General features: G+C 64.9%; 15 protein-coding genes and 1 tRNA gene. 11 read left to right on the top strand and 5 right to left on the bottom strand.

Features of this window, described 5'->3' with window-relative positions:
• The first annotated feature begins 165 nt into the window (after positions 1–165).
• From VGQ94_00550 to VGQ94_00525, 6 genes are all read left to right on the top strand, one after another.
• Positions 166–255 (top strand) — tRNA-Ser (locus VGQ94_00550).
• Positions 256–320: 65 nt separating this feature from the next.
• On the top strand, positions 321–1,469 hold the full coding sequence (locus tag VGQ94_00545) for a potassium channel family protein (protein ID HEV2020996.1): 1,149 nt from the start codon (positions 321–323) through the stop codon (positions 1,467–1,469).
• 71 nt (positions 1,470–1,540) lie between these two features.
• Complete coding sequence (locus VGQ94_00540) at positions 1,541–2,053, top strand: hypothetical protein (protein ID HEV2020995.1); 513 nt, start codon at positions 1,541–1,543, stop codon at positions 2,051–2,053.
• Positions 2,054–2,059: 6 nt separating this feature from the next.
• Entirely contained in the window at positions 2,060–2,206 is a 147-nt protein-coding gene (locus VGQ94_00535; protein HEV2020994.1) for a hypothetical protein, read from the top strand.
• Positions 2,207–2,322: 116 nt separating this feature from the next.
• Positions 2,323–3,690 carry a patatin-like phospholipase family protein gene (locus tag VGQ94_00530; GenBank protein ID HEV2020993.1) on the top strand — a complete coding sequence of 456 codons (1,368 nt, stop codon included), beginning with the start codon at positions 2,323–2,325 and terminating at the stop codon, positions 3,688–3,690.
• A 52-nt stretch (positions 3,691–3,742) separates the two neighbouring features.
• On the top strand, positions 3,743–4,015 hold the full coding sequence (locus VGQ94_00525; GenBank protein HEV2020992.1) for a DUF4242 domain-containing protein: 273 nt from the start codon (positions 3,743–3,745) through the stop codon (positions 4,013–4,015).
• A 16-nt stretch (positions 4,016–4,031) separates the two neighbouring features.
• Here VGQ94_00525 and VGQ94_00520 read toward each other — a convergent pair whose 3' ends face one another.
• On the bottom strand, positions 4,032–7,124 hold the full coding sequence (locus VGQ94_00520) for a protein kinase (protein ID HEV2020991.1): 3,093 nt from the start codon (positions 7,122–7,124) through the stop codon (positions 4,032–4,034).
• Between the two features lie 78 nt (positions 7,125–7,202).
• On the opposite strand from VGQ94_00520, the gene VGQ94_00515 reads away from it, so the two are divergent.
• Positions 7,203–7,703 (top strand): OsmC family protein, encoded by a 501-nt coding sequence (locus VGQ94_00515; protein HEV2020990.1) that lies wholly within the window; start codon positions 7,203–7,205, stop codon positions 7,701–7,703.
• A gap of 19 nt (positions 7,704–7,722) precedes the next feature.
• On the opposite strand, the gene VGQ94_00510 is transcribed toward VGQ94_00515, so the two are convergent.
• Both VGQ94_00510 and VGQ94_00505 read right to left on the bottom strand, forming a co-directional pair.
• A complete protein-coding gene (locus VGQ94_00510) occupies positions 7,723–8,964 on the bottom strand; it encodes an ABC transporter permease (GenBank protein ID HEV2020989.1) in 1,242 nt (413 codons plus the stop codon).
• Positions 8,961–10,187, bottom strand: coding sequence for an ABC transporter permease (locus tag VGQ94_00505; protein ID HEV2020988.1), 1,227 nt, complete (start codon positions 10,185–10,187; stop codon positions 8,961–8,963). Before VGQ94_00505 ends, VGQ94_00510 begins: the two co-directional genes overlap by 4 nt.
• A 638-nt stretch (positions 10,188–10,825) precedes the next feature.
• Between VGQ94_00505 and VGQ94_00500 the strand changes: the two genes are divergently transcribed.
• Positions 10,826–12,280 (top strand): PAS domain S-box protein, encoded by a 1,455-nt coding sequence (locus VGQ94_00500; GenBank protein ID HEV2020987.1) that lies wholly within the window; start codon positions 10,826–10,828, stop codon positions 12,278–12,280.
• 117 nt (positions 12,281–12,397) lie between these two features.
• Entirely contained in the window at positions 12,398–13,651 is a 1,254-nt protein-coding gene (locus tag VGQ94_00495) for a VWA domain-containing protein (protein ID HEV2020986.1), read from the top strand.
• Positions 13,652–13,688: 37 nt separating this feature from the next.
• On the opposite strand, the gene VGQ94_00490 is transcribed toward VGQ94_00495, so the two are convergent.
• Together VGQ94_00490 and VGQ94_00485 are read right to left on the bottom strand one after the other, a co-directional pair.
• A complete protein-coding gene (locus VGQ94_00490; GenBank protein HEV2020985.1) occupies positions 13,689–16,151 on the bottom strand; it encodes a HEAT repeat domain-containing protein in 2,463 nt (820 codons plus the stop codon).
• 251 nt (positions 16,152–16,402) lie between these two features.
• Complete coding sequence (locus tag VGQ94_00485; protein HEV2020984.1) at positions 16,403–16,843, bottom strand: hypothetical protein; 441 nt, start codon at positions 16,841–16,843, stop codon at positions 16,403–16,405.
• A 145-nt stretch (positions 16,844–16,988) separates the two neighbouring features.
• Here VGQ94_00485 and VGQ94_00480 point away from each other — a divergent pair, with 145 nt between their 5' ends.
• Complete coding sequence (locus VGQ94_00480) at positions 16,989–17,621, top strand: VTT domain-containing protein (GenBank protein HEV2020983.1); 633 nt, start codon at positions 16,989–16,991, stop codon at positions 17,619–17,621.
• 41 nt (positions 17,622–17,662) lie between these two features.
• A complete protein-coding gene (locus tag VGQ94_00475; protein ID HEV2020982.1) occupies positions 17,663–18,181 on the top strand; it encodes a hypothetical protein in 519 nt (172 codons plus the stop codon).
• The last annotated feature ends 103 nt before the right edge of the window (positions 18,182–18,284 follow it).

The raw sequence follows: 18,284 nt of genomic DNA, 5'->3' as shown, positions 1-18,284 counted from the left end.
CATCAAGGTGGAAGAGGCCTTGCCCCTGGTCTCTCCGTCCTACGACGATGGCCAGACCATCGAGGACGAGATCCGGGCCGCCTGGTGGAAGCACTACCAGAGCCTCCGCCAAAAACCAAAACGCATCACTGACCCGCGAGCCCGGAGTGCACTAAACTGTTAGGCGGAGAGGTGCGTGAGCGGTTGAAACGGGCGGTCTTGAAAACCGCTGTACCGGAAACGGTACCGGGGGTTCGAATCCCTCCCTCTCCGCCATACAGTCCGCAGCCTTGATTCTCAGACGCGCCGATGCGTAGAACCCCCATCATCTCGGAGGTCCCATGACCGCAGTGGCCGCGGCCGCGGGCATCGCGCTGATCCTGCTGGTGCTGTGGGAGGGCTTCGAGACCATCGTGCTGCCCCGCCGGGTCACGCGCCAGATCCGGCTCACCCGCCTCTTCTACCGCGCGACCTGGAAGCCCTGGGCCGCGATCCTCGGAATCATCGCCTCTCCCAAGCGGCGCGAGACTTACCTGGGATACTACGGCCCGCTTTCCCTGCTGGGCCTGCTGGCGGTCTGGGCGGTCACCCTGGTGCTGGGATTCGCGCTGGTGCTTTGGGGCTTCGGCTCCCACATCAACAGCGCTTCGGGCGCGGTCGCCGACTTCTGGACCGACCTCTACATGAGCGGCACCACCTTCTTCACTCTGGGATTGGGCGACGTCACGCCGCAGGGCCCGCTGGCGCGCTTGCTCACCGTGGTGGAATCCGGCACTGGCTTCGCCTTCCTGGCCATGGTGATTGGCTACCTGCCCACGCTCTACCAGGCCTTCTCGCGCCGCGAGGTGAACATCACTCTGCTGGACGCGCGCGCCGGCTCTCCGCCCTCCGCCGTCGAGCTGCTGCGCCGCCACGCCCGCGACCACGGCCCGGAAAGCCTGGTCCAGCTGCTGCGCGACTGGGAGCGCTGGTCGGCCGAGCTGCTCGAAAGCCATCTTTCCTACCCGGTGCTGTGCTATTTCCGCTCGCAGCATGACAACGAGAACTGGCTGGCCTCCCTCACCACCATCCTGGATACCTGCGCCCTGGTGCGCGTGGGCGTCGAAAACGTTTCGCCGGCACAGGCCCAGCTCACCTTCGCCATCGCCCGCCATGCGGTGGTGGACCTGGCGCAGATCTTCAGCACTCCTCCCGACCGGACGGCCGCCGATCGTCTGCCGCCCGAACAGCTCGCCGAGCTGCGGCGTCTTCTGGCAGAGGCCGGATGCAAAGTGCAGGAAGGCTCGGAGGCGGAGCAAAAACTTACCGAGCTGCGCGCGATGTACGAGCCCTATGTCCAGGCGCTGGCCGGCTTCCTGCGGTTCACGCTTCCCGGCTGGCTGCCGCCGCAGCGGCTTCGCGACAACTGGCAAACCAGCGCCTGGGAGCGGGGTTCCGGCGGCATCGCCAGCCCGCCCTGCGCTCAGGCTCGCAAGGACGACCACTTCTGATTCCGCAGCGGTCACCCTCCGGCGAGGGTTGGCTGTAAACTCGTGGCACTGCTACTACTCTAGGAGGAAACATGAGACTGAGGACTTCTGCAATCGCACTCGCGGCCGTGGCCGCTCTGGCCCTGCTGACGTGGGCGCAGAGCGCGCCAGCGCCAGCGACGGGCGTTCTGGGTGCCGCTGAGCTCAAGCAACTGGTCCCGCACGATTACTTCTTCGCCGGCAAGACCGCTTCGGTGCAGCAGCGCAACGCGGCCGGAGTGCGCTTCGCCAACGGCAGACTCCTGCTGGCCGCGCTGGTGGACACCGCCGGCTACTCCTCCGCCATGGAAGAAAAGTATCAGGGCCTGCTTATCACCGAGACCGCGCTTCACATCGAAAGCTCTACGCTCAAACCGGGCGCCTACGGATTCGGCTTCAGCAAGGGCAAGTTCATGGTGATGGACGTCGCCGCCGCCGACGTGCTCTCCGTTGCCGCGCAAACCGACGACAAGGTCAAGCCGGTCATGCCGCTCAAGATCCTCGAGCAGGCCGGGGGCTACCGCCTCTACGCCGGCAAGAGCTTCGTCCTGGTGAAGGCGCAGTAGAGTTCCGTGCAGAAGAAAGTCTTCTGGCTGACTTTCCTGTCTCTGAGCCTGATCGCGGACTTCACTTTGCCGCTGCTGTGGGGGTTACTGGCTACAATCCCGCTGATCGCCCTGAGCTGGTGGGTCGCTTATCGCAGCGGCTGGTTCGAGTGAGCCGGCGGCAAAATTCTTCGCTCGACGCCGCGGCGCTCCCGCCCCTGCTTGACGCGCATCTAAACAGCGGTACTCTAGCGTTCCTTCGGCCCGCTTGTGGAGGGTGAGGAGTCACCATGTCTCTTGGCAAGGTTGTACTGCTGCTCGCACTGGCCTGCGCGCCCGCCTGGGCGCAGGTCGAAAACCCCTGCGCACAAGCCACCCCGCGCGCTCTGGTCCTGAGCGGCGGCGGCGCCAAGGGCGCCTTCGAGGCAGGCGCTGCCTATCACCTGGTGGTGCACCGCGGCTGCGACTTCAAGGACTTCTCCGGCGTCTCCGCCGGCGCCCTGAACGTGGCCTACCTGGCCCAAGCGCCGGTCGAGGGCGACTCGCTCGCCCATCTCCAGAAGCAGGCCAAAGGGTTGGTGGACCTGTGGCGGAACATCCGCGGAGCCAAGCAGGTCATGCGTGGCAAGTTCCTGGCGGTGCCGCGCCTGCTCATCTTCGGCACCGAGAGCGTGAAGAACTTCACCCCGCTGCGCACGCTGGTGCAGCGCGAGGTCAGCCCCGAGGCTCTGCTCCACTCCGGCCGCGAGGTGCGCGTGGGGACCGTGTCCTTCTACGACGGCAGCTATCGCGAGGTCACACCCAACTCGCCGCAGTTGCTGGCGCCCGCCCAGTTCGTGGACTACGTCTATGCCAGCGCGCTCATCCCGGTGTACGGGACCATGCCGCGCATCCAGGAGGACAAGGACCAGCCGCCGGATCCAGAGTACTGGTCGCAGTTCTCCGACGGCGGCGTCCGCCATCCCACTCCTGTCGCCGGATACTTCCCCGTCTGCGGCGTCAAGACCTCTCTGCTGCAGCAGCAGTATCGTAAAGCAGTGCCCGAGCCACCCTCGCCTCCGACCCGCGCGGACGTCTTCTGCGATCCCGACCGTCCCGCCCCTGCCGCGCCGCCGCATCGCAACCTGACGCAACTGTTCGTCGTCATCGCCAACCCCTACGACCCGGCCAGCGACCACCTGCCTCCGCCCGGCTGTTGCCCCGATCCCAAGGGCATCCGCCACGTGCGCAACGGCAAGGAAGTGTTGTGGCGGACGCTCGAGGTGGTGCTGAACTCGCCCTATCGCTGGGACCTGAGCTACGCCTTGATGGCCAATGACGCGCTCCGCTCCCGCGCCGAACTGCTGGCATGGGCCCGCGGCAACCTCAACCCCCGGGCCCTCGACCAGTTCACGCGCGAGTTCGGCGACGAGAGCTTCCCGGTGGGCTCCTACCACTCCTCCACGGACGCCAACTGGAGCCTGCCCTACGACATCGTCCTGGTCACGCCCAAGAAGGAGCACGGGGGAACCTACCAGTTCGATCCCGCCAACATCCGCAAGCAGCTGCACGAGGGATGCCTGACCGCAGACGCCACCATGACGGCACAGTTTCAGCTCGCGAGCATGAAGTCACAGTGCGACGCGGACTTTCCGGAAGAGGTAGCGGCGCGCCAGTGAATCCCCCAGAGCGGGCGCCGTTTCTGGTACCATTTTCTCTGGTCCAACTCCCATGCCCAAGTTCGTAATCGAGCGCGACGTACCCGGAGCGGGAAATTTGTCGGATGCCGAGTTGCAGAAGATTTCTCAGACGTCGGTGAGCGTTCTCAAGGCCCTCGGCCCCGAGATCCAGTGGCTGCAAAGCTACGTCACCGGCGACAAGGTCTACTGCGTATACCTGGCGCCCGACGAGGCCACCATTCGCGAGCATGCCAAGCGGGCCGGACTGCCCGCGAACCGCATTTCGGCGGTGCGCCGGCTGATCGATCCCACCACTGCCGAGTAGGCGCTGCGGATCCGGACTAGTCGGGCGACAGGGCGTAGGCAATAGCCTTCTCCGCCGGCATCGCCCACCCTTCCATCCAGGCCGCCGCGCCCTCCGTGTTGCTCACCGCCTGCCGCGCTGCTTCCAGATTCTCGTCCAGCCGGGCGCGTTCGGCGGGAGGCAGCGGTGCACCCACGGATTGGCGCAGGGCGGCTGCCGCTCCCGCCAGACGCAGCGACCGCTCCGCCCGGGCCTGGGCCGCCGCTGAGCACGCGAAGCACTCCAGCAGGCGCGCGATCCCCCGTTTGGACTCTAGTTCCTGAAACAGGCGCAGGCTCTCGCCGTAGAAAGTGCGCGCCCCGGAGTGGTCGTTCCGTTCGCGCGCCAGGTTCCCCAGATCGGCCAGCGTGCCGGCGATGCCCCACGAGTCTCCCAGTTCGCGGAAGACGGCCAGGCTTTTCTCATAGAGAGAGCGCGCCGCTTCCCCTTCCCCTTGCTCGCGAGCCACATCGCCCTGGTAATCGAGCGACCACGCCATGCCCGTGCGGTCCCCCAGCTCGGCGAAACTCGCCCTGCACTCCTCGTACAGGGAACGCGCCCGCACATGATCGCCCTGCAAGCGGACCACGCTGGCCAGGTTGCTGAGCGCGCGGGCCGCGGCCATCCCGTCGCCCGACTCGCGGCACAGCGCCAGGCTTTCCTCGAAGAGCGCTCCCGCCGCCGCCACCTCGCCCCGGTCGCGGGAAAAGACCGCCAGCGCGTTCAGCGACACCGCGATCCCGGAGTTGTCCTTCAGCTCCCGCGCGATTGCAAGGCTCTCCTCCAGCAGCTCCTGAGCGGATGCGTAGTCGCCCTGATCGCCGGTCAGGACGCCGGCGGCGAACAGCGTCCGGGCGCGCTCCCGGCTCTGGGCCGCCGCACCCGGGAGCTTCAGCAGCCGGACCAGCCGGTCGCGCCCTTCGGTGAGGTGCTCCCGCGTTTCCCAGAAGCGAAACAGGGCGGTGCCCAGGCGCATGCCCCACTGGGCGTCCCCGCTCTCCGTCAGCCACTCCAGGGCGGCGCGAAGATTGTCGTGCTCCACTTCGAAGCGCTCCGGCCATTTCGCGTCCGCCGCATCCGTGCCTCCGGCGTTTCCTTCCTCCGCCAGCACCAGACAGTAGGCCGCATGAGCGCGCCGGGTCGCCGCCTCTTCGCTGCTGGCAGTCAGGTGTTCCAGTCCGTAATCGCGGATGGTCTCCAGCATCACGTAGCGCGGCTCCCCGTCTCCCTGCTCCAACTGCTGGGCCAGGCTCTTGTCCACCATGGAGGCCATGCCGTCGAAGACGTCCAGGCCCAGATCCTGCTTGGTGTCGCAGACCGCTTCCACGGCCTCCAGGGTGCACCCGCCCACGAACACCGAAAGCCGGCGGAAGAGCTTCTGTTCGGAGGCATTCAGCAGGCCATAGCTCCAGTCCATGGCTCCGCGCAGCGTCTGCTGGCGCGCGGGCAGGTCGCGGGCGCCGCCGGTCAGCAGTTGCAGGCGGCTCTCCAGCCGCGCCTGCATGGCGGATGGGGAAAGCAGCTTGATGCGGGCCGCGGCCAGCTCGATGGCCAGCGGCAACCCGTCGAGTTGCGCGCAGATGGTCGCCACGGCTGCCGCGTTGTCTTTCGTGACTTCAAAGTCGGGCTTCACGGCGCGGGCCCGCTGCTGGAACAGGTTCACCGCTGGATACTGCAACAGCGCCTCCAGCGGCGGCGGCGCCTTAGGATCGGGCACGCCCAGCGCCGGCACCGGGAACTCGCGTTCCCCGTAAACGTGCAGCGGCGCGCGGCTGGTTACAAGCAGCTTGAGGTTGGAGCCGGCGGTCAGCAGATCGGCTATCGCGGGCACCGCGGCCGCCATGTGCTCGAAGTTGTCAAACAACAGCAGCATGGGCGCGCGCAAGGAGTTCTGCAGGTAATCCTTGAGGACCTCGAGCGGGGGCTGGCCAGGAGACTCGCGCAAACCCAGCGTCTGTGCGATCACCGTGGGTACCAGTGCGGCATCGTTCACCGGGGCCAGCGGGATAAAGTACGTTCCGCCGGGGAAGGGGCCGGTCAGCTCGCGCGCCACCTGCAGCGCCAGGCGGGTCTTGCCGATGCCTCCTGGCCCGGTGAGCGTGACCAGTTGCACGTCCGGCCGCTGCAACAGATCGGTGAGCGCTGCCACTTCTTTCTCGCGGCCCACGAAGGCGGTGCGCTGCGCGGGCAGATTGCTGGGACGAATCGCCGACGGCTGGGCCGGGGCCTCCGAGAAGCGGTCGCGCAGCGCCGCCAGGTCGCGTGCCAGATCCCGGGTGGAGGCGTAGCGCTCTCCCGGTTCCTTGGCCAGGCAGCGTTCGATCACCCAGCAGAGCGGCGCTGGAGCCTGGCGGTTGACGGCTGAAACCGGCTCTGGATCATCCCGCAGAACGGCGGCCAGCGTCTCCGCGGCAGAGCCCCGGCGAAAGGCAGGCCTTCCCGCAGCCGTCTCATAGAGCACCAACCCCAGGGCGAACTGGTCGGAGCGGAAGTCCAGCGGCCGGCCGCTGGCTTGTTCCGGAGACATATAACCGACGGTGCCCACCAGAACGCCGGTGCCGGTTTGCGGGCCGCCCAAGGTGGAAGTGCTCGAAGGGTCAGCGCCCAGGGGTGCAGTCAGCTTGGCTAGACCGAAATCCAGGATCTTCACCAGCCCGTCGCGCGAGACCATGAGGTTCTCGGGCTTCAGGTCGCGGTGCAGGATGCCGGCTTCGTGCGCCTTGGCCAGACCATCGGCCACCTGAGCCGCGATCTGAATCACCTTGCGCAGCGGGACCGGGCCGGCTGCGAGCAGCCGGCGCAGAGTGTCTCCCTCCACCAGCTCCATGGCGATGAAGCAGATGGAGTCCACCTGCCCCAGTTCGTAGATGGTGACGATGTTGGGATGGTTGAGTGCCGACGCCGAACGCGCTTCCTGCTCGAAGCGCTGCAGGCGTTCCCGGTCGCGGGCCAAATGGTCGGGCAGGACCTTGAGCGCCACCTCGCGCCCCAGGCGGCTGTCCCGCGCCCGGTACACTTCCCCCATCCCGCCGGCTCCCAGCGGGGAAAGGATTTCGTAGGCTCCGAATCGTGTGCCTGCGGCGAGCGCCATGGAATCTCAACAGAAGGATTGCGACCGGATGCCAGTGCCGATGCGCTGCTAGGATAGCAGGAGTTTCGGGAGGCCGTTATGGATGTCCGTTCGCTGCAACGACCGCTGAAGGAGCGCTACCGCAGCGATCCGGGCGCTTCGCGCGTCACACTGCGGGCCACGGGCAGCCAGTCCGGCGCCCCGGTTGCCTGCTCGGTGGACATCGGGCGCGCCATCTATCAGGCCGAAGCCCACACCGGAGTCGGCGGCGCCGGCACCGCGGCCTGTTCCGGCGACCTGCTGCTCGGCGCCCTCGCCGCCTGCGCCCAGATCACCTGCCAGATGGTCGCCGCCGCTATGGGGATCCCGGTGGAGCGCATTGAGGTCACCGTGGACGGAGATCTGGATCTTTCCGGCACTCTGGGGATCTCGAAAGAAGTCCCAGTAGGGTTCGAGCGCATCCAGCTTCGCTTCGATGTGCTGGCCCCTCAGGCAACCGCCGAACAGTTGCGCGGGTTGCGCGAGAAGACAGAACAGTACTGCGTGGTCATGCAGACGCTGCTCCATCCGCCGAAGATGGATGCCGCGTGGGCGCCGTAAGAATAGGAATTCTTTGCGGTCACTCGTAGCGCAGGGCGTCGATGGGGTCCAGGCGCGCGGCGCGCGCCGCGGGATACAGCCCGAAGAACAGTCCCACGGAGACCGACACGGAAAACGCCATGATCACCCAGAAGATGGAAACGCGCGAGGGCAGGGGCGACAGCCAGTCCACCAGCGCGCTGACGCCGCTAGCCAGCAGGATGCCCACTATCCCGCCGAAGCCGGTGAGCATCATGGCCTCCAGCAGGAATTGAAAAAGGATGTCGCGCCGCCGCGCGCCCAGGGCCTTGCGCACTCCGATCTCCCGCGTGCGCTCGGTCACCGACACCAGCATGATGTTCATCACTCCGATGCCGCCCACCATCAGCCCGATGGAAGAGATCACCAGCATCACCAGGTAGGCGCCGCCGGTGAGCTGCTCGTAGAACTGGATGAACTGGTTCTGGCCGCCGACGTCGAAGGAGTTGGGGTTGTGGAAGCCGTCGTGGCGTCGGCGGCGCAGGATCTCCGTCACTTCGTCGATCAGCTTGGGCATGGACTCCTGCGTGCGCGCCTTCAAGGCGATGATCATGCCGTCCTTGGCTTCGGGATGAAGCTTCTGGAACGTGGTCACCGGGATCCAGACGAAGTTATCGCGGTCGAAGCCGAACAGCGACCCCCGCCGCTCCAGCACCCCAATCACCTCGTAGGGATCGTTCTCGAAATAGACCGTCTTCCCCACCGGCTCCTGGTGGGCGAACATGGTCTCGGCCACCGTCGCCCCCAGCACCATCACCGAGGTGCGATGCAGCACGTCGCCCTCGGAGAGGAAGCGCCCCGTTCGCACGTTGGAGACGTAGATGTTGATGTAATCCGGCTCCACCCCGTACACCTTCACGTTGGCGGCGTGGGTGTTGCCGTAGCGCACGTTGGGGTTGGGAAATTTCTCGAAGTCGAGCACCAGGACGGAGATTACCCGCTCGGCGTCCTTGGCCTCCTGACGGATGGCGTCGGCGTCTTCGCGCGTCAGGTCCTTGCGCTGCCGCTCCTCCTCGGTGGGAAAGCGGAAGGCGAACTGCTGCAGCTTGGTCACGGTAACGATGTTCGAGCCCAGGCTCGACACCTGCTTGGAGAAGGTCACGTTCAGCCCGGAGATGATGGCGGCGATGAAGATCACCGACATCACCCCGATCACCACTCCGAGAATGGTGAGGAAGCTGCGCAGCTTGTGGCTGAGGATCTGTTCCAGCGCCAGCCGGATCATTTGGAAGGAGACGTTCATTCCGCCCTCAGCGCCACCACCGGGTCCAGGCGAGCCGCCCGCCGCGCCGGGTAGATGCCCGCGGCAATCCCGATGAAAGAGGACACCAGCAGCGCCGCCAGCACCGACCACCAGCGGATAGCCACCGGCAGCGGCGAGAACCACGACACCAGGTAGGCCAGGAAGATCCCGCCTGCGATGCCCAGCGCTCCTCCGATGGCAGCCAGCATGACCGCTTCCGCTAGAAACTGCCCCAGGATATCCGACTGCTTCGCGCCCAGCGCCTTGCGCACTCCGATCTCCCGCGTGCGCTCGGTCACCGAGACCAGCATGATGTTCATGATGACCACGCCACCCACTACCAGCGCGATGGAGGCCAGGGCGATGGTGACCAGGAAGATGGAGCCGGTGGTTTTCCGCCACAGGTCGAGGAAGGTATCGGCGGTGGCCATGGCGAAGCCGTCATCGTCGTTGTACATGCGGTGGAAGCGGCCGCGCAGGATCACCCGCGCCTCGTCCATGGCCAGCGCCATGTCCTGCGGGGTGCGCGCCTGCACCTGGATGAATATGGACTGCCCGGTCACGTTGTAGTGCCGCACGAACACGGTGATGGGGATGCGCACGAAAGTGTCCTGCGGCTGTCCCAGGAAGTCCCCGGTCTTTTTGGCCACGCCCAGCACGGTGTAAGCGGTGCCGTCCACCATGACTTCCTTGCCCACCGGGTCCTCATAGGGAAACAGGCGGTCGGCGACGTCGCCGCCCAGGATCACCGTGAAGCGGGCGTGGTCAATGTCCACCTCGGTGAAGTGCCGCCCGGAGCTGAGCTCCATCACCTGCCCGATGAAAGCGGCGTTCACGGTCACGCCCCGCAGGTCCACGCTCTCGATGCTCTTGTTCTTGTACTTCACCGTCTTGCGCTCGCCGTAGATGCCGCCCACGTACTGGCAGTGCGGGCATCCGGCCTCCACCGCCTTCATGTCCTCCAGCGTCAGGTTCTTGCGCTTGATCTCCCGCCAGAAGTCGTCGAGCGAGCTGAAGCCCTGGGAGAATTTGGAGATGGAGAACGAGGTGGAGCCGAATTCCATCACCCGCGCCGTCACATACTGGTCCAGGCCCTGGATGACGGAGACCACGGCGATCACCGTGCCTACAGCGATGATGACGCCCAGAAGCGTCAGGAATGAGCGCAGCTTGTGGGCGCGCAGGGCGTCAAACGCCAGCCGGAAGATTTCGTCACGCGCCATGGGGAGACGAGGAAGGTACGCTGGGAGTATAACAAGCGTTCCCTGAGCCCATTAGACGTCCGGAATCGGGCTTGGTTTCAGCCGTATTTCTGTCGGTTCCACAGCCATAATCCGTGGCTCAAATGAGCCTTGTGGTAGGCGCCAAGCTCGGACCCTACGAGATCCTCTCCCCCCGCCGGCGCGGGGCGGCCGGCCCACTCCTTCACACCCACTACTTCTCTTTGGGTTGCCCCACCCCTTCGGCGTCGCTCAGGGCAGGCTCTTTCGCCCGGTTTTTGGCGAAGGGTGGGGTTTCTCCTCAACCCGCGCCGCAGTCAGCATGACATCCGTTCTTACTTCCGACCGTCCGCTGCGACCAGACCCCTACTGTCCCCGCCACCAAGAAGTGGCCACTAGGGAGTGGACGGCAACCTATCCAATATTGAACAGACAGGGTTGATTCGTCCCGGGTACGATTCGGGCGAACTCGTACGTTTATGAATGAAGGGTCGTCTAGCTCACTGGTTTCTCCGCTCCGCCGTTTATAGTTCGCTCGACCGGTATCTTCCCGGCACACAGGATGAGCCAATCTGGCTGTCGTGGTGTCTGCGGCAAATGGTGGAGAGGGCGCGGGCCTGGAAGTCTAAACGGGGGAAGTCATGCAGGAAGAAACGCAACCCAAGCACTCGGATGAGGCGCTGCGAGCGTCTGAGCTTCGATATCGCCGGCTCTTCGAAGCCGCGCAGGATGGAATCCTGATTCTCAACGCCAAGACAGGACAGATAGACGACGTGAACCCATTCCTGGTGAATCTGTTGGGCTACACCCATGACGAGTTCATTGGGTTGCCACTCTGGGAGATCGGGCCGTTCAAAGACGTCAAGGAATGCAAGCTGGCGTTTGAGGAGTTGCAGGACAAGGAATATATCCGCTATGAATCTCTCCCGCTGGAAACCAAAGGCGGCCGGCCCATTGCCGTGGAGTTTGTCAGCAACGTCTATCGATTGAATGGGGATGGGACGAGGGTCATTCAATGCAACATTCGTGACATCACGAAGCGCAAGCATGCGGAGGACGCGCTGCACCACAGCCTGCAGCAAACCCGGAGCTTTTTTGAGGCAAATCCGGCAGGCAGCTACGTCGCAAGCCCCGATGGACGGTTGATCACCTGCAATTCAGCCTTCGCGCGAATGCTCGGTTTTGCCTCGGTCGAAGAGGCAATGAAAGTGGACCTGGTCTCACTCTATCCCGACCGCGCGTCGCGAGATGGATTCCTGGGGCGCCTCAAGAAGAAGGGGTGGCTCGAATACAACGAGGCTGAACTCCGCCGCAAGGACGGCAGCGTGGTCCACGCCGTGGAGAATGCCGCCGGAACGTTCGACGAGCGAGGTGAGCTCGCCGAGATCCAGGGCTGCCTCATGGACGCGAGCGAGCGGCAGACAGAGCCGCAGTTGCGCCAGGCTCCTAAACAACCGCCCTTTCATATTAAGACTTTTCTCTCGAAAGCCGGCGCAGGCAGGACGATTGTCTATGTACCGGGAAAACAAGTCCTCTTTGAACAAGGCAAACCGGGGAATGCGGTCTTCTACATCTTGACGGGCATGGTGAAGCTCACTGTAGCCTCTCACGGGAAAGAAATCACAATTGACTTGCTCGGCCCGGGAAACTTCGCAGGCAAGGAATGCATGGCGACAGTTCGGCCCCGGAGCACGGCGTCCGCTAGGACGCTCACAAATTGCACAATTCTTAGGATTGAACGAGAAGAGATGTTGCGCGTGATCCAGCAGGAAAAGACCTTTGCGGCATTTTTTCTCGATCACTTGCTTGATCGTAACAGTCGATACCAGGAAGTCATAAAGGATCAGCTTTTAAACTCCGGCGAAAAACGGCTGGCCCGAGCTCTTCTCTTGCTTGCGAACTTCGGCAACGGAGGCAAGCCGGAGGCAATCGTTCCGAGAATCCGTCAGGAAGAGCTGGCGGAGATGGTCGGTACAACCCGATCCCGAATCAATTTTTTTATGAATCGCTTCCGGAAACTGGGCTTCGTCGCCTACCAGGGGAAAACCCCTATGACCATCCATACCGCCAAGTTGGCGAGGTTCGTAATGGCTTGATTCATCACCAGATCCGGCCTCAGGCGGCCAGACCTCTACTGCCCCACTGGAGGCACATCCCCAACTCCATCCCCGGCATCATAAGGTAAGCCTATGCAAGTTAATCGAGGTTCCGCCGTGCTGCGCCCCAGGTCCCCGGGCGCTTGGGTCGTCTTGGTGTTGGTTGCCGCAGCGACGCTGGCCGCTCAGGAGGCCCCCACCACCTCCCAGGAGGCGCCCACCACCACCATCTCCGTGGTCGTAAAAGTAGTGAACGTGCTGGCAACGGTGCGCGATTCACACGGCAACATCGTCAATACGCTCAACCGCGAGGACTTCATCCTCGAGGAAGACGGACGTCCGCAGACCATCAAGTACTTCACCCGTGAAACCGACCTGCCCCTGACCCTGGGGTTGCTCGTGGATACCAGCGTGAGCCAGTCCCAGGTGCTCGATCAGGAGAAGACTGCCAGCGCTGTGTTCACCAACGAAGTGTTGCGCGAGGGTGAAGACTCGGCCTTCCTCATCCACTTCGATCAGCAGGTGGAATTGCTCCAGGACCTTACTTCTTCGCGCCAGAGAATCAGCGCCGCGCTGCGATTGCTGGAGATGCCGCGGTACGACAACCGGCAGCGAGGCGGCGGTTATCCCGGCGGCGGAAGTCGCGGAAGCGGCTACCCGGGTGGCGGTTATCCCAGCGGCGGCTCTGGCGGCGGCTGGCCGGGCGGCGGGTATCCCGGCGGCGGCTATCCCGGCGGCGGCTACCCGGGTGGCGGATCTGGCGGCGGCTATCCGGGCGGCAGGCGCGGCGGATCTGGGCGCAGCCCTCAAGGTGGCGGATCCGGCGGCGGCACACTGCTCTATGATTCGATCTTCCTCGCCTCCGATGAACTGATGCAGAAACAGAAGGGACGCAAAGCCATCATCGTGCTGACCGATGGCGTGGATCACGGCAGCAAGATGTCGCTGGAGCGCGCCATCGAAAGCGCGCTGCGCGCCGACACCATGGTTTACTCCATCTACTTCGCTGGCCAGGAGGGTCCCGGCGGGGGCGGCATCAGCGGGCCCTGGGGTGGCGGCCGTCGCGGCGGAGGCTGGCCCGGGAGTGGCGATTCTTCAGCGGACGGCAAGCAAGTGCTGGAGCGCCTCTCGCGACAGACCGGCGGACGCATGTTCGAGGCATCGAACCGGCAATCCATCGATCAGATCTACGCGCAGATCCAGGACGAACTCCGCAACCAGTACAACCTGGGCTACACGCCCGACCGCGCCGCCGACGGCGGCTCCGAGTACCGCCGCATCCGCGTGACCACAACGCGGAAAGACCTCAAGGTGCAAGCCCGAGAGAGCTACTACGCATCGCGCCAGATGGGTGCCAAGCCGGGACAATAACCGTTCGGCGCTGCGCTCTGCGAATCGCCGTGAGGGGTCACGCGACGTCGGGTGTTGTGGAACCCTGCTGCTCCGCCTCGGTGGGAGGTTCGATGACAGGCTCCTCGGCCGCGGCGTGAGCTTCGTCGGCCAGCATGCGCCGTAGGCGCCAGCGGTCGTCGAGCGATATCTCCACCACCTCAAAGGTCAGGCGGCGCGCCCCGATCTCGTGGAACAGGACACGGGCGCGCAACTTGCGGCGCCCCGCCATGAACTCGAGCGTGCCATCCAGGCCGAGTTGCCCCAGCGGCTGGCGCACGGCGAGGCCTCCACCCAGGCTCAGCCGCTCGATGGAGACGCTGGCGGAGGCGCGCGCGGTGGTGACGACGGCCTGCAGCGCCTGGTTGGGCACGCGGCGCAGGTAGCGCCGTTGCCGCCTCCAATCGCTCCCGGAGGCAATGTGCAAAGCCGAGCTCGGAACCCCTTTGAGCGCATTGACGATGGCGGCCTCGGAGGCGGCTTGGGGATGGATGAGCTCAAGGGAATGCAGGGCGGTGAGGCGCAACTCGTCCGGCTGCCGCCAGCTGAAGGTTTTGCGCGCCAGGATCAGATCGCGCAGCAGCGGGATGGCTTTGGCTTCGCGCATGCGCCCCAAAGCCTCGATCGCCTTGAGGCGCAGGTAGACGCCGGCCTCGTCGTCGGACGAGGCCATGCGCAGTAGCTCCGGAGCCGTCCTCTCGTCGCCGGCACAACCGATCTCGTCGAGCACCACGGGCTTGAGCGTCGGGCTCACCGCGCTGAAGATGCCCAGAAGAACCATGCCCGTGTCCTTTCCCCCGGCCATGGCGATCTGGCGAATGGCCGCGTCCTGGTGCGCCAGCGGCCAGGCCGCGATGCGTTGTACCAGTTCCTGCTGCAACACGGGGTGCCCCAGGCGACTGAGGATGCCGCCGGTGCGGGATGCGTCGGCGGAGTTCGAGCTGCGAAAGATGCTGACCAGGTGTTCCGCGCCGTCTTCGCCCAACTGCGAAGCGAGATTGGCGAGGCGGTCGGCGACCGTACGCCGCAGGCAGGTCGCGAACTGCTCCAGGACGACGCGCATGGCCGGCTGCGGCATGCGCTTGAGCAGGACTATGAACTCACTCTTCAACGCATCGCTCTCGACTGCCTCGCGGACCAGCTCGGGCAGGCGTTCCTCGATTCGGATGCGGGAGCGCAGCTGCTTGGCGGAGTCGGGGCGGTGCTGCTCCAGATGACGCAAGACGGCCAGCGACTGGTTCACCGCCGGGAAGTAACGCCGGGTCAGCGCCTGCTGCGTAAGGCGCGCCAGGGCGGTGGACAGAGCCGTCGCGACTTCGGCGTCGCCTTCGGTGGAGAGCACACGCGCCACCTGGATGACGGCCGCGGTCATGGTCTCCTGCCCCGCCTGCGCCAGCGCGCCGGCGAGCAGCACCGTTCCCTCGGCAGACTTCAGGCGGGCCTCGCGATCAGTCGAAGCCGTGCATGCAACGTAGGCGGTAAGGACCTTGGTCGCCGTCTCCGTGTCGCCGCCGGCGAGCAACTCCTGCACAAACGACTCCACGTTCACCGCCGGAATGCACCAGGCATCGGGCGTGAGCAGAACCAGCAGCTTGCCGTGCTTGGGCACCGAACTCCAGAACTCGCGCTGCAACGCTTCGGGCGACTCCGTCTTCGCCTGCTCCGGCGTCACCCCCACCAGCTTGCGCAGTTGGTTGACTTCGCTGACCAGTTTTTGCAGCAGCCGATTCACGGCTCCGGCCTGGACCGCGCCGGACTGATAGCGCTCGAGCATATAGCGCATCGCGGAACGTTCGGCGAGCTGTAGGAGTTGCTTGCTGTCGGACGTGTTCCCGTTCCGCACCTGGATCTGCAGGCGGTCGAGGAAGGCGTGCGTTCCGCCATCGAGGGGCGCGTCACCCTCGGCGCCGGCAGTTGCCTGCTGCAGATGCTGCGCGATCTGCTCCATCCAATGCCGCGCGGCCTGCTCCGGATTGCTGCCGGCCGCCACGGCCGCGGCATCCTTGGCGAACTCGGCAGGCGCGGGCGGGACCTTGCCGGGTTCCGGGGCGATGAGCGCCGCCATCACTTCGGTGGTCGCCCGGGCGACGATGGCATCAACTTCCGCGCCACCGCTTCCGCCGCTGCGCGCCACAAACTCGACTTCGTTCAGATGAATGTGGGTAGAGGTCTGGTCCGCAAATTTGGCCAGGTCGGCAGACTCCTTGGTGGAAAGGGCGAGCACGAATGCCAGCAACTCTTCCGCCGTGATCCCGGAGAAGAACTGGATGCTGGCGATGTTCCCCGCGTTCAGTACTTCCGCAAAGCTGGATTCTGCGGTGCCTGAAGGCAGGGGCCGGCCATTGACCACCAGCCGCTGGCCGGCAACGCCGAACGTCAGGCTGTCGCTGGTTGCGAGCGCCGTCTGTACCTGCGACAGCACCTCCTGCAGGTACTGAGTCGAGCGCTGATGCTGAGTGCCATACAAGCGGACGCTTTTCATCAGAGCGTTCAAAGAACGCAGCAGCCCGCCTGCCGCTTCGTCAGCCGGTCGCACTTGGGTGGGCCGAGGAGGCATAGCGCACGATTCCACGCCCATACTAGCTTAGCTGAGCGGGAGTGTGTGAGTTAGTAACGCGAGTCCGCCTGCAGGGAGTGGCACGGGAGTCCATGCACTGTTGAGGTCCCCGTTTTGGGCGCCAGTCTCAATGAGCTGTGGCTCGATCCGGAATCTCCCGGAAGCCAGCCGGTTGTTTACCCGCTTTCTTTCGATCCCGCTTCCATCAGCTTCTTGGTCATGAGTACTAGGCCAAGGATTTGCGTCCACTCGGAGACGATGTTGCCTACCACCGAACCCCACTTGGCTTCCGAGTCCAGGTGCGCGTAGAGCGCGATCCACAGCCCGCCGGTGATCGCAAGGAAAATGGTGAGGGAATGGTCGCGCAGCGCCTCCACCCAGCGCTTCGGCAGCAGCCCGCGCGGCTGCTTGCTCTCCTTGGAGCCGCGCTCGTAAAGATACTTGGTGGCGAGAACCATCACCACCAGTCCGGCCCAGTCGGCGATGGCGTTGCCGAAGAAGGCTCCCACGTGCGTCTTCTCGTCGGCGCGAGAGTAGAGCACGATCCACAGCGCGAGGATCGCGATCGCAACCAGGCTCAAGGAATGCCGGTCGAACCAGTTCCGCTTCTTGGCCATCGTCTTCGCCCTCCGCGGACATTATTCACCAAGCAGACACATAGGAGGAGCGCTCAACGCATCGATCGGCGCTGGTGGCATGGGTGTAGTCTAAGCTGCGCAGGGCGAACCACTGGGTCGCGACCGTCGCCCTGAACGTTCTACTGTGGGACTTCTCGAAACACTCGCGGACTTCGTTAAACCAGCAGTCGCTAAGCCGCCAGGGCTCGCGGCGGTCCTGCGGCACTTAGGCGCATTCGGCCTGTTCCTTCTTGCCATCGCCGACAGCACTCCCATCCCAACCTTTGCCGGCCCGGACATTCTTACCGCCATACTCGCTGCGCGGCAGAGCGAACCCTGGTACTACTACGCCGGCGTCGCCACGGTGGGCTCGGTCATCGGCGCCTACATCACGTTCCGAACGGCACGGAAGGCCGGTTTGGACTATCTCAACCGCAAGTTTGGACAGCGCAAAGTCGCCAGAGTGCTAAAGTTCTTCGAGCGGTGGGGTACCGGCGCTCTGCTCTTTTCTGCCGTGGTACCGTTTCCCTTCCCTACGAGCGCGTTGTTCGCCGCCGCAGGCGTGCTGGATTATCCTCCCCGTGCATTCATCCTGGTCGTGGCTTTGGGCCGGGCGATACGTTACGGAGCCATTGCCGCAATCGCCTCCCACTACGGCCGCCGTTTCGTTGTCGGTCTGCAACATCCTGGGCAGCATCTGGGGTGGCTGCTCGCAATTGCCGCTACCGCGGTCATTGCGATCACCATGGCGCTATTGCTAAGAAAGCGATTTGAATAGAGTCGCGTCCGGTCAGACAAGATAGGATGGGCCAGCCCGCCATGACAACAGTCCAGATTCTCCTGATGATCGGCTTCTATTTCGCCGCCTTAATCGCGGTGGCTTATTTCACCCGCGCGAAAGTGCGCCGCATCCTGGGAGCCCTGGCCGGCGGAGCCGTCTTCGGAGTGGTGGGGCTGCTCGCACTGGCGCTGGGCGAGGCCCGGGGCTGGTGGCACTTGCCGGCAGCGGGCTCTTCGCACTTCCAATCGCTGCTCTGGTTGGGCTTCGCCGTCTCGGCCGCGCCCTCCTACCTGATTCTCTGGAGGGTGGTCCGCCGCTTCGGCAACCGCGGGCTGGCGGTGTGCGTCCTGGTCGCGACCATCATCGGGCCGCCCCGCGACTACTGGATCGTTGCCATGTTCCCGGCCTGGATGACCTTCGCGCCCGGCATTGCCCCCATCCTCGCCGACGCCACCATCTACGCCTTGTTCTTCGTTGTGGGGCACGCAGTGATGCGCATCGTCGTCGGCCCCGCGCAAGGGGACGCATTGGCCCGGCCGCCCTCCGGTGCGGGATAGAACGGCCCTTCCGGCATCAGCTAGCCGGGAGGGTTGACCCCCGCCAGGAAGCCGCCATCGAGAACCAGCGATTGGCCGGTCATGAAGGAAGCGCGCTCCGAGC

The sequence above is a fragment of the Terriglobales bacterium genome (assembly GCA_035937135.1).
Lineage (GTDB): Bacteria > Acidobacteriota > Terriglobia > Terriglobales > Acidobacteriaceae > DASYVL01.
Note: the sequence above shows the minus strand (reverse complement) of the source record. Positions and strands in the feature narration are given on the sequence as shown.

What these genes read in the sequence shown, in the direction of transcription:
- VGQ94_00485 (HEV2020984.1), bottom strand. Translation starts at nt 16,843, where the DNA reads ATGGCCAAGAAGCGGAACTGGTTCGACCGGCATTCCTTGAGCCTGGTT.
- VGQ94_00540 (HEV2020995.1), top strand. Translation starts at nt 1,541, where the DNA reads ATGAGACTGAGGACTTCTGCAATCGCACTCGCGGCCGTGGCCGCTCTG.
- VGQ94_00530 (HEV2020993.1), top strand. Translation starts at nt 2,323, where the DNA reads ATGTCTCTTGGCAAGGTTGTACTGCTGCTCGCACTGGCCTGCGCGCCC.
- VGQ94_00490 (HEV2020985.1), bottom strand. Translation starts at nt 16,151, where the DNA reads ATGAAAAGCGTCCGCTTGTATGGCACTCAGCATCAGCGCTCGACTCAG.
- VGQ94_00525 (HEV2020992.1), top strand. Translation starts at nt 3,743, where the DNA reads ATGCCCAAGTTCGTAATCGAGCGCGACGTACCCGGAGCGGGAAATTTG.
- VGQ94_00475 (HEV2020982.1), top strand. Translation starts at nt 17,663, where the DNA reads ATGACAACAGTCCAGATTCTCCTGATGATCGGCTTCTATTTCGCCGCC.
- VGQ94_00545 (HEV2020996.1), top strand. Translation starts at nt 321, where the DNA reads ATGACCGCAGTGGCCGCGGCCGCGGGCATCGCGCTGATCCTGCTGGTG.
- VGQ94_00500 (HEV2020987.1), top strand. Translation starts at nt 10,826, where the DNA reads ATGCAGGAAGAAACGCAACCCAAGCACTCGGATGAGGCGCTGCGAGCG.
- VGQ94_00505 (HEV2020988.1), bottom strand. Translation starts at nt 10,187, where the DNA reads ATGGCGCGTGACGAAATCTTCCGGCTGGCGTTTGACGCCCTGCGCGCC.
- VGQ94_00520 (HEV2020991.1), bottom strand. Translation starts at nt 7,124, where the DNA reads ATGGCGCTCGCCGCAGGCACACGATTCGGAGCCTACGAAATCCTTTCC.
- VGQ94_00510 (HEV2020989.1), bottom strand. Translation starts at nt 8,964, where the DNA reads ATGAACGTCTCCTTCCAAATGATCCGGCTGGCGCTGGAACAGATCCTC.
- VGQ94_00515 (HEV2020990.1), top strand. Translation starts at nt 7,203, where the DNA reads ATGGATGTCCGTTCGCTGCAACGACCGCTGAAGGAGCGCTACCGCAGC.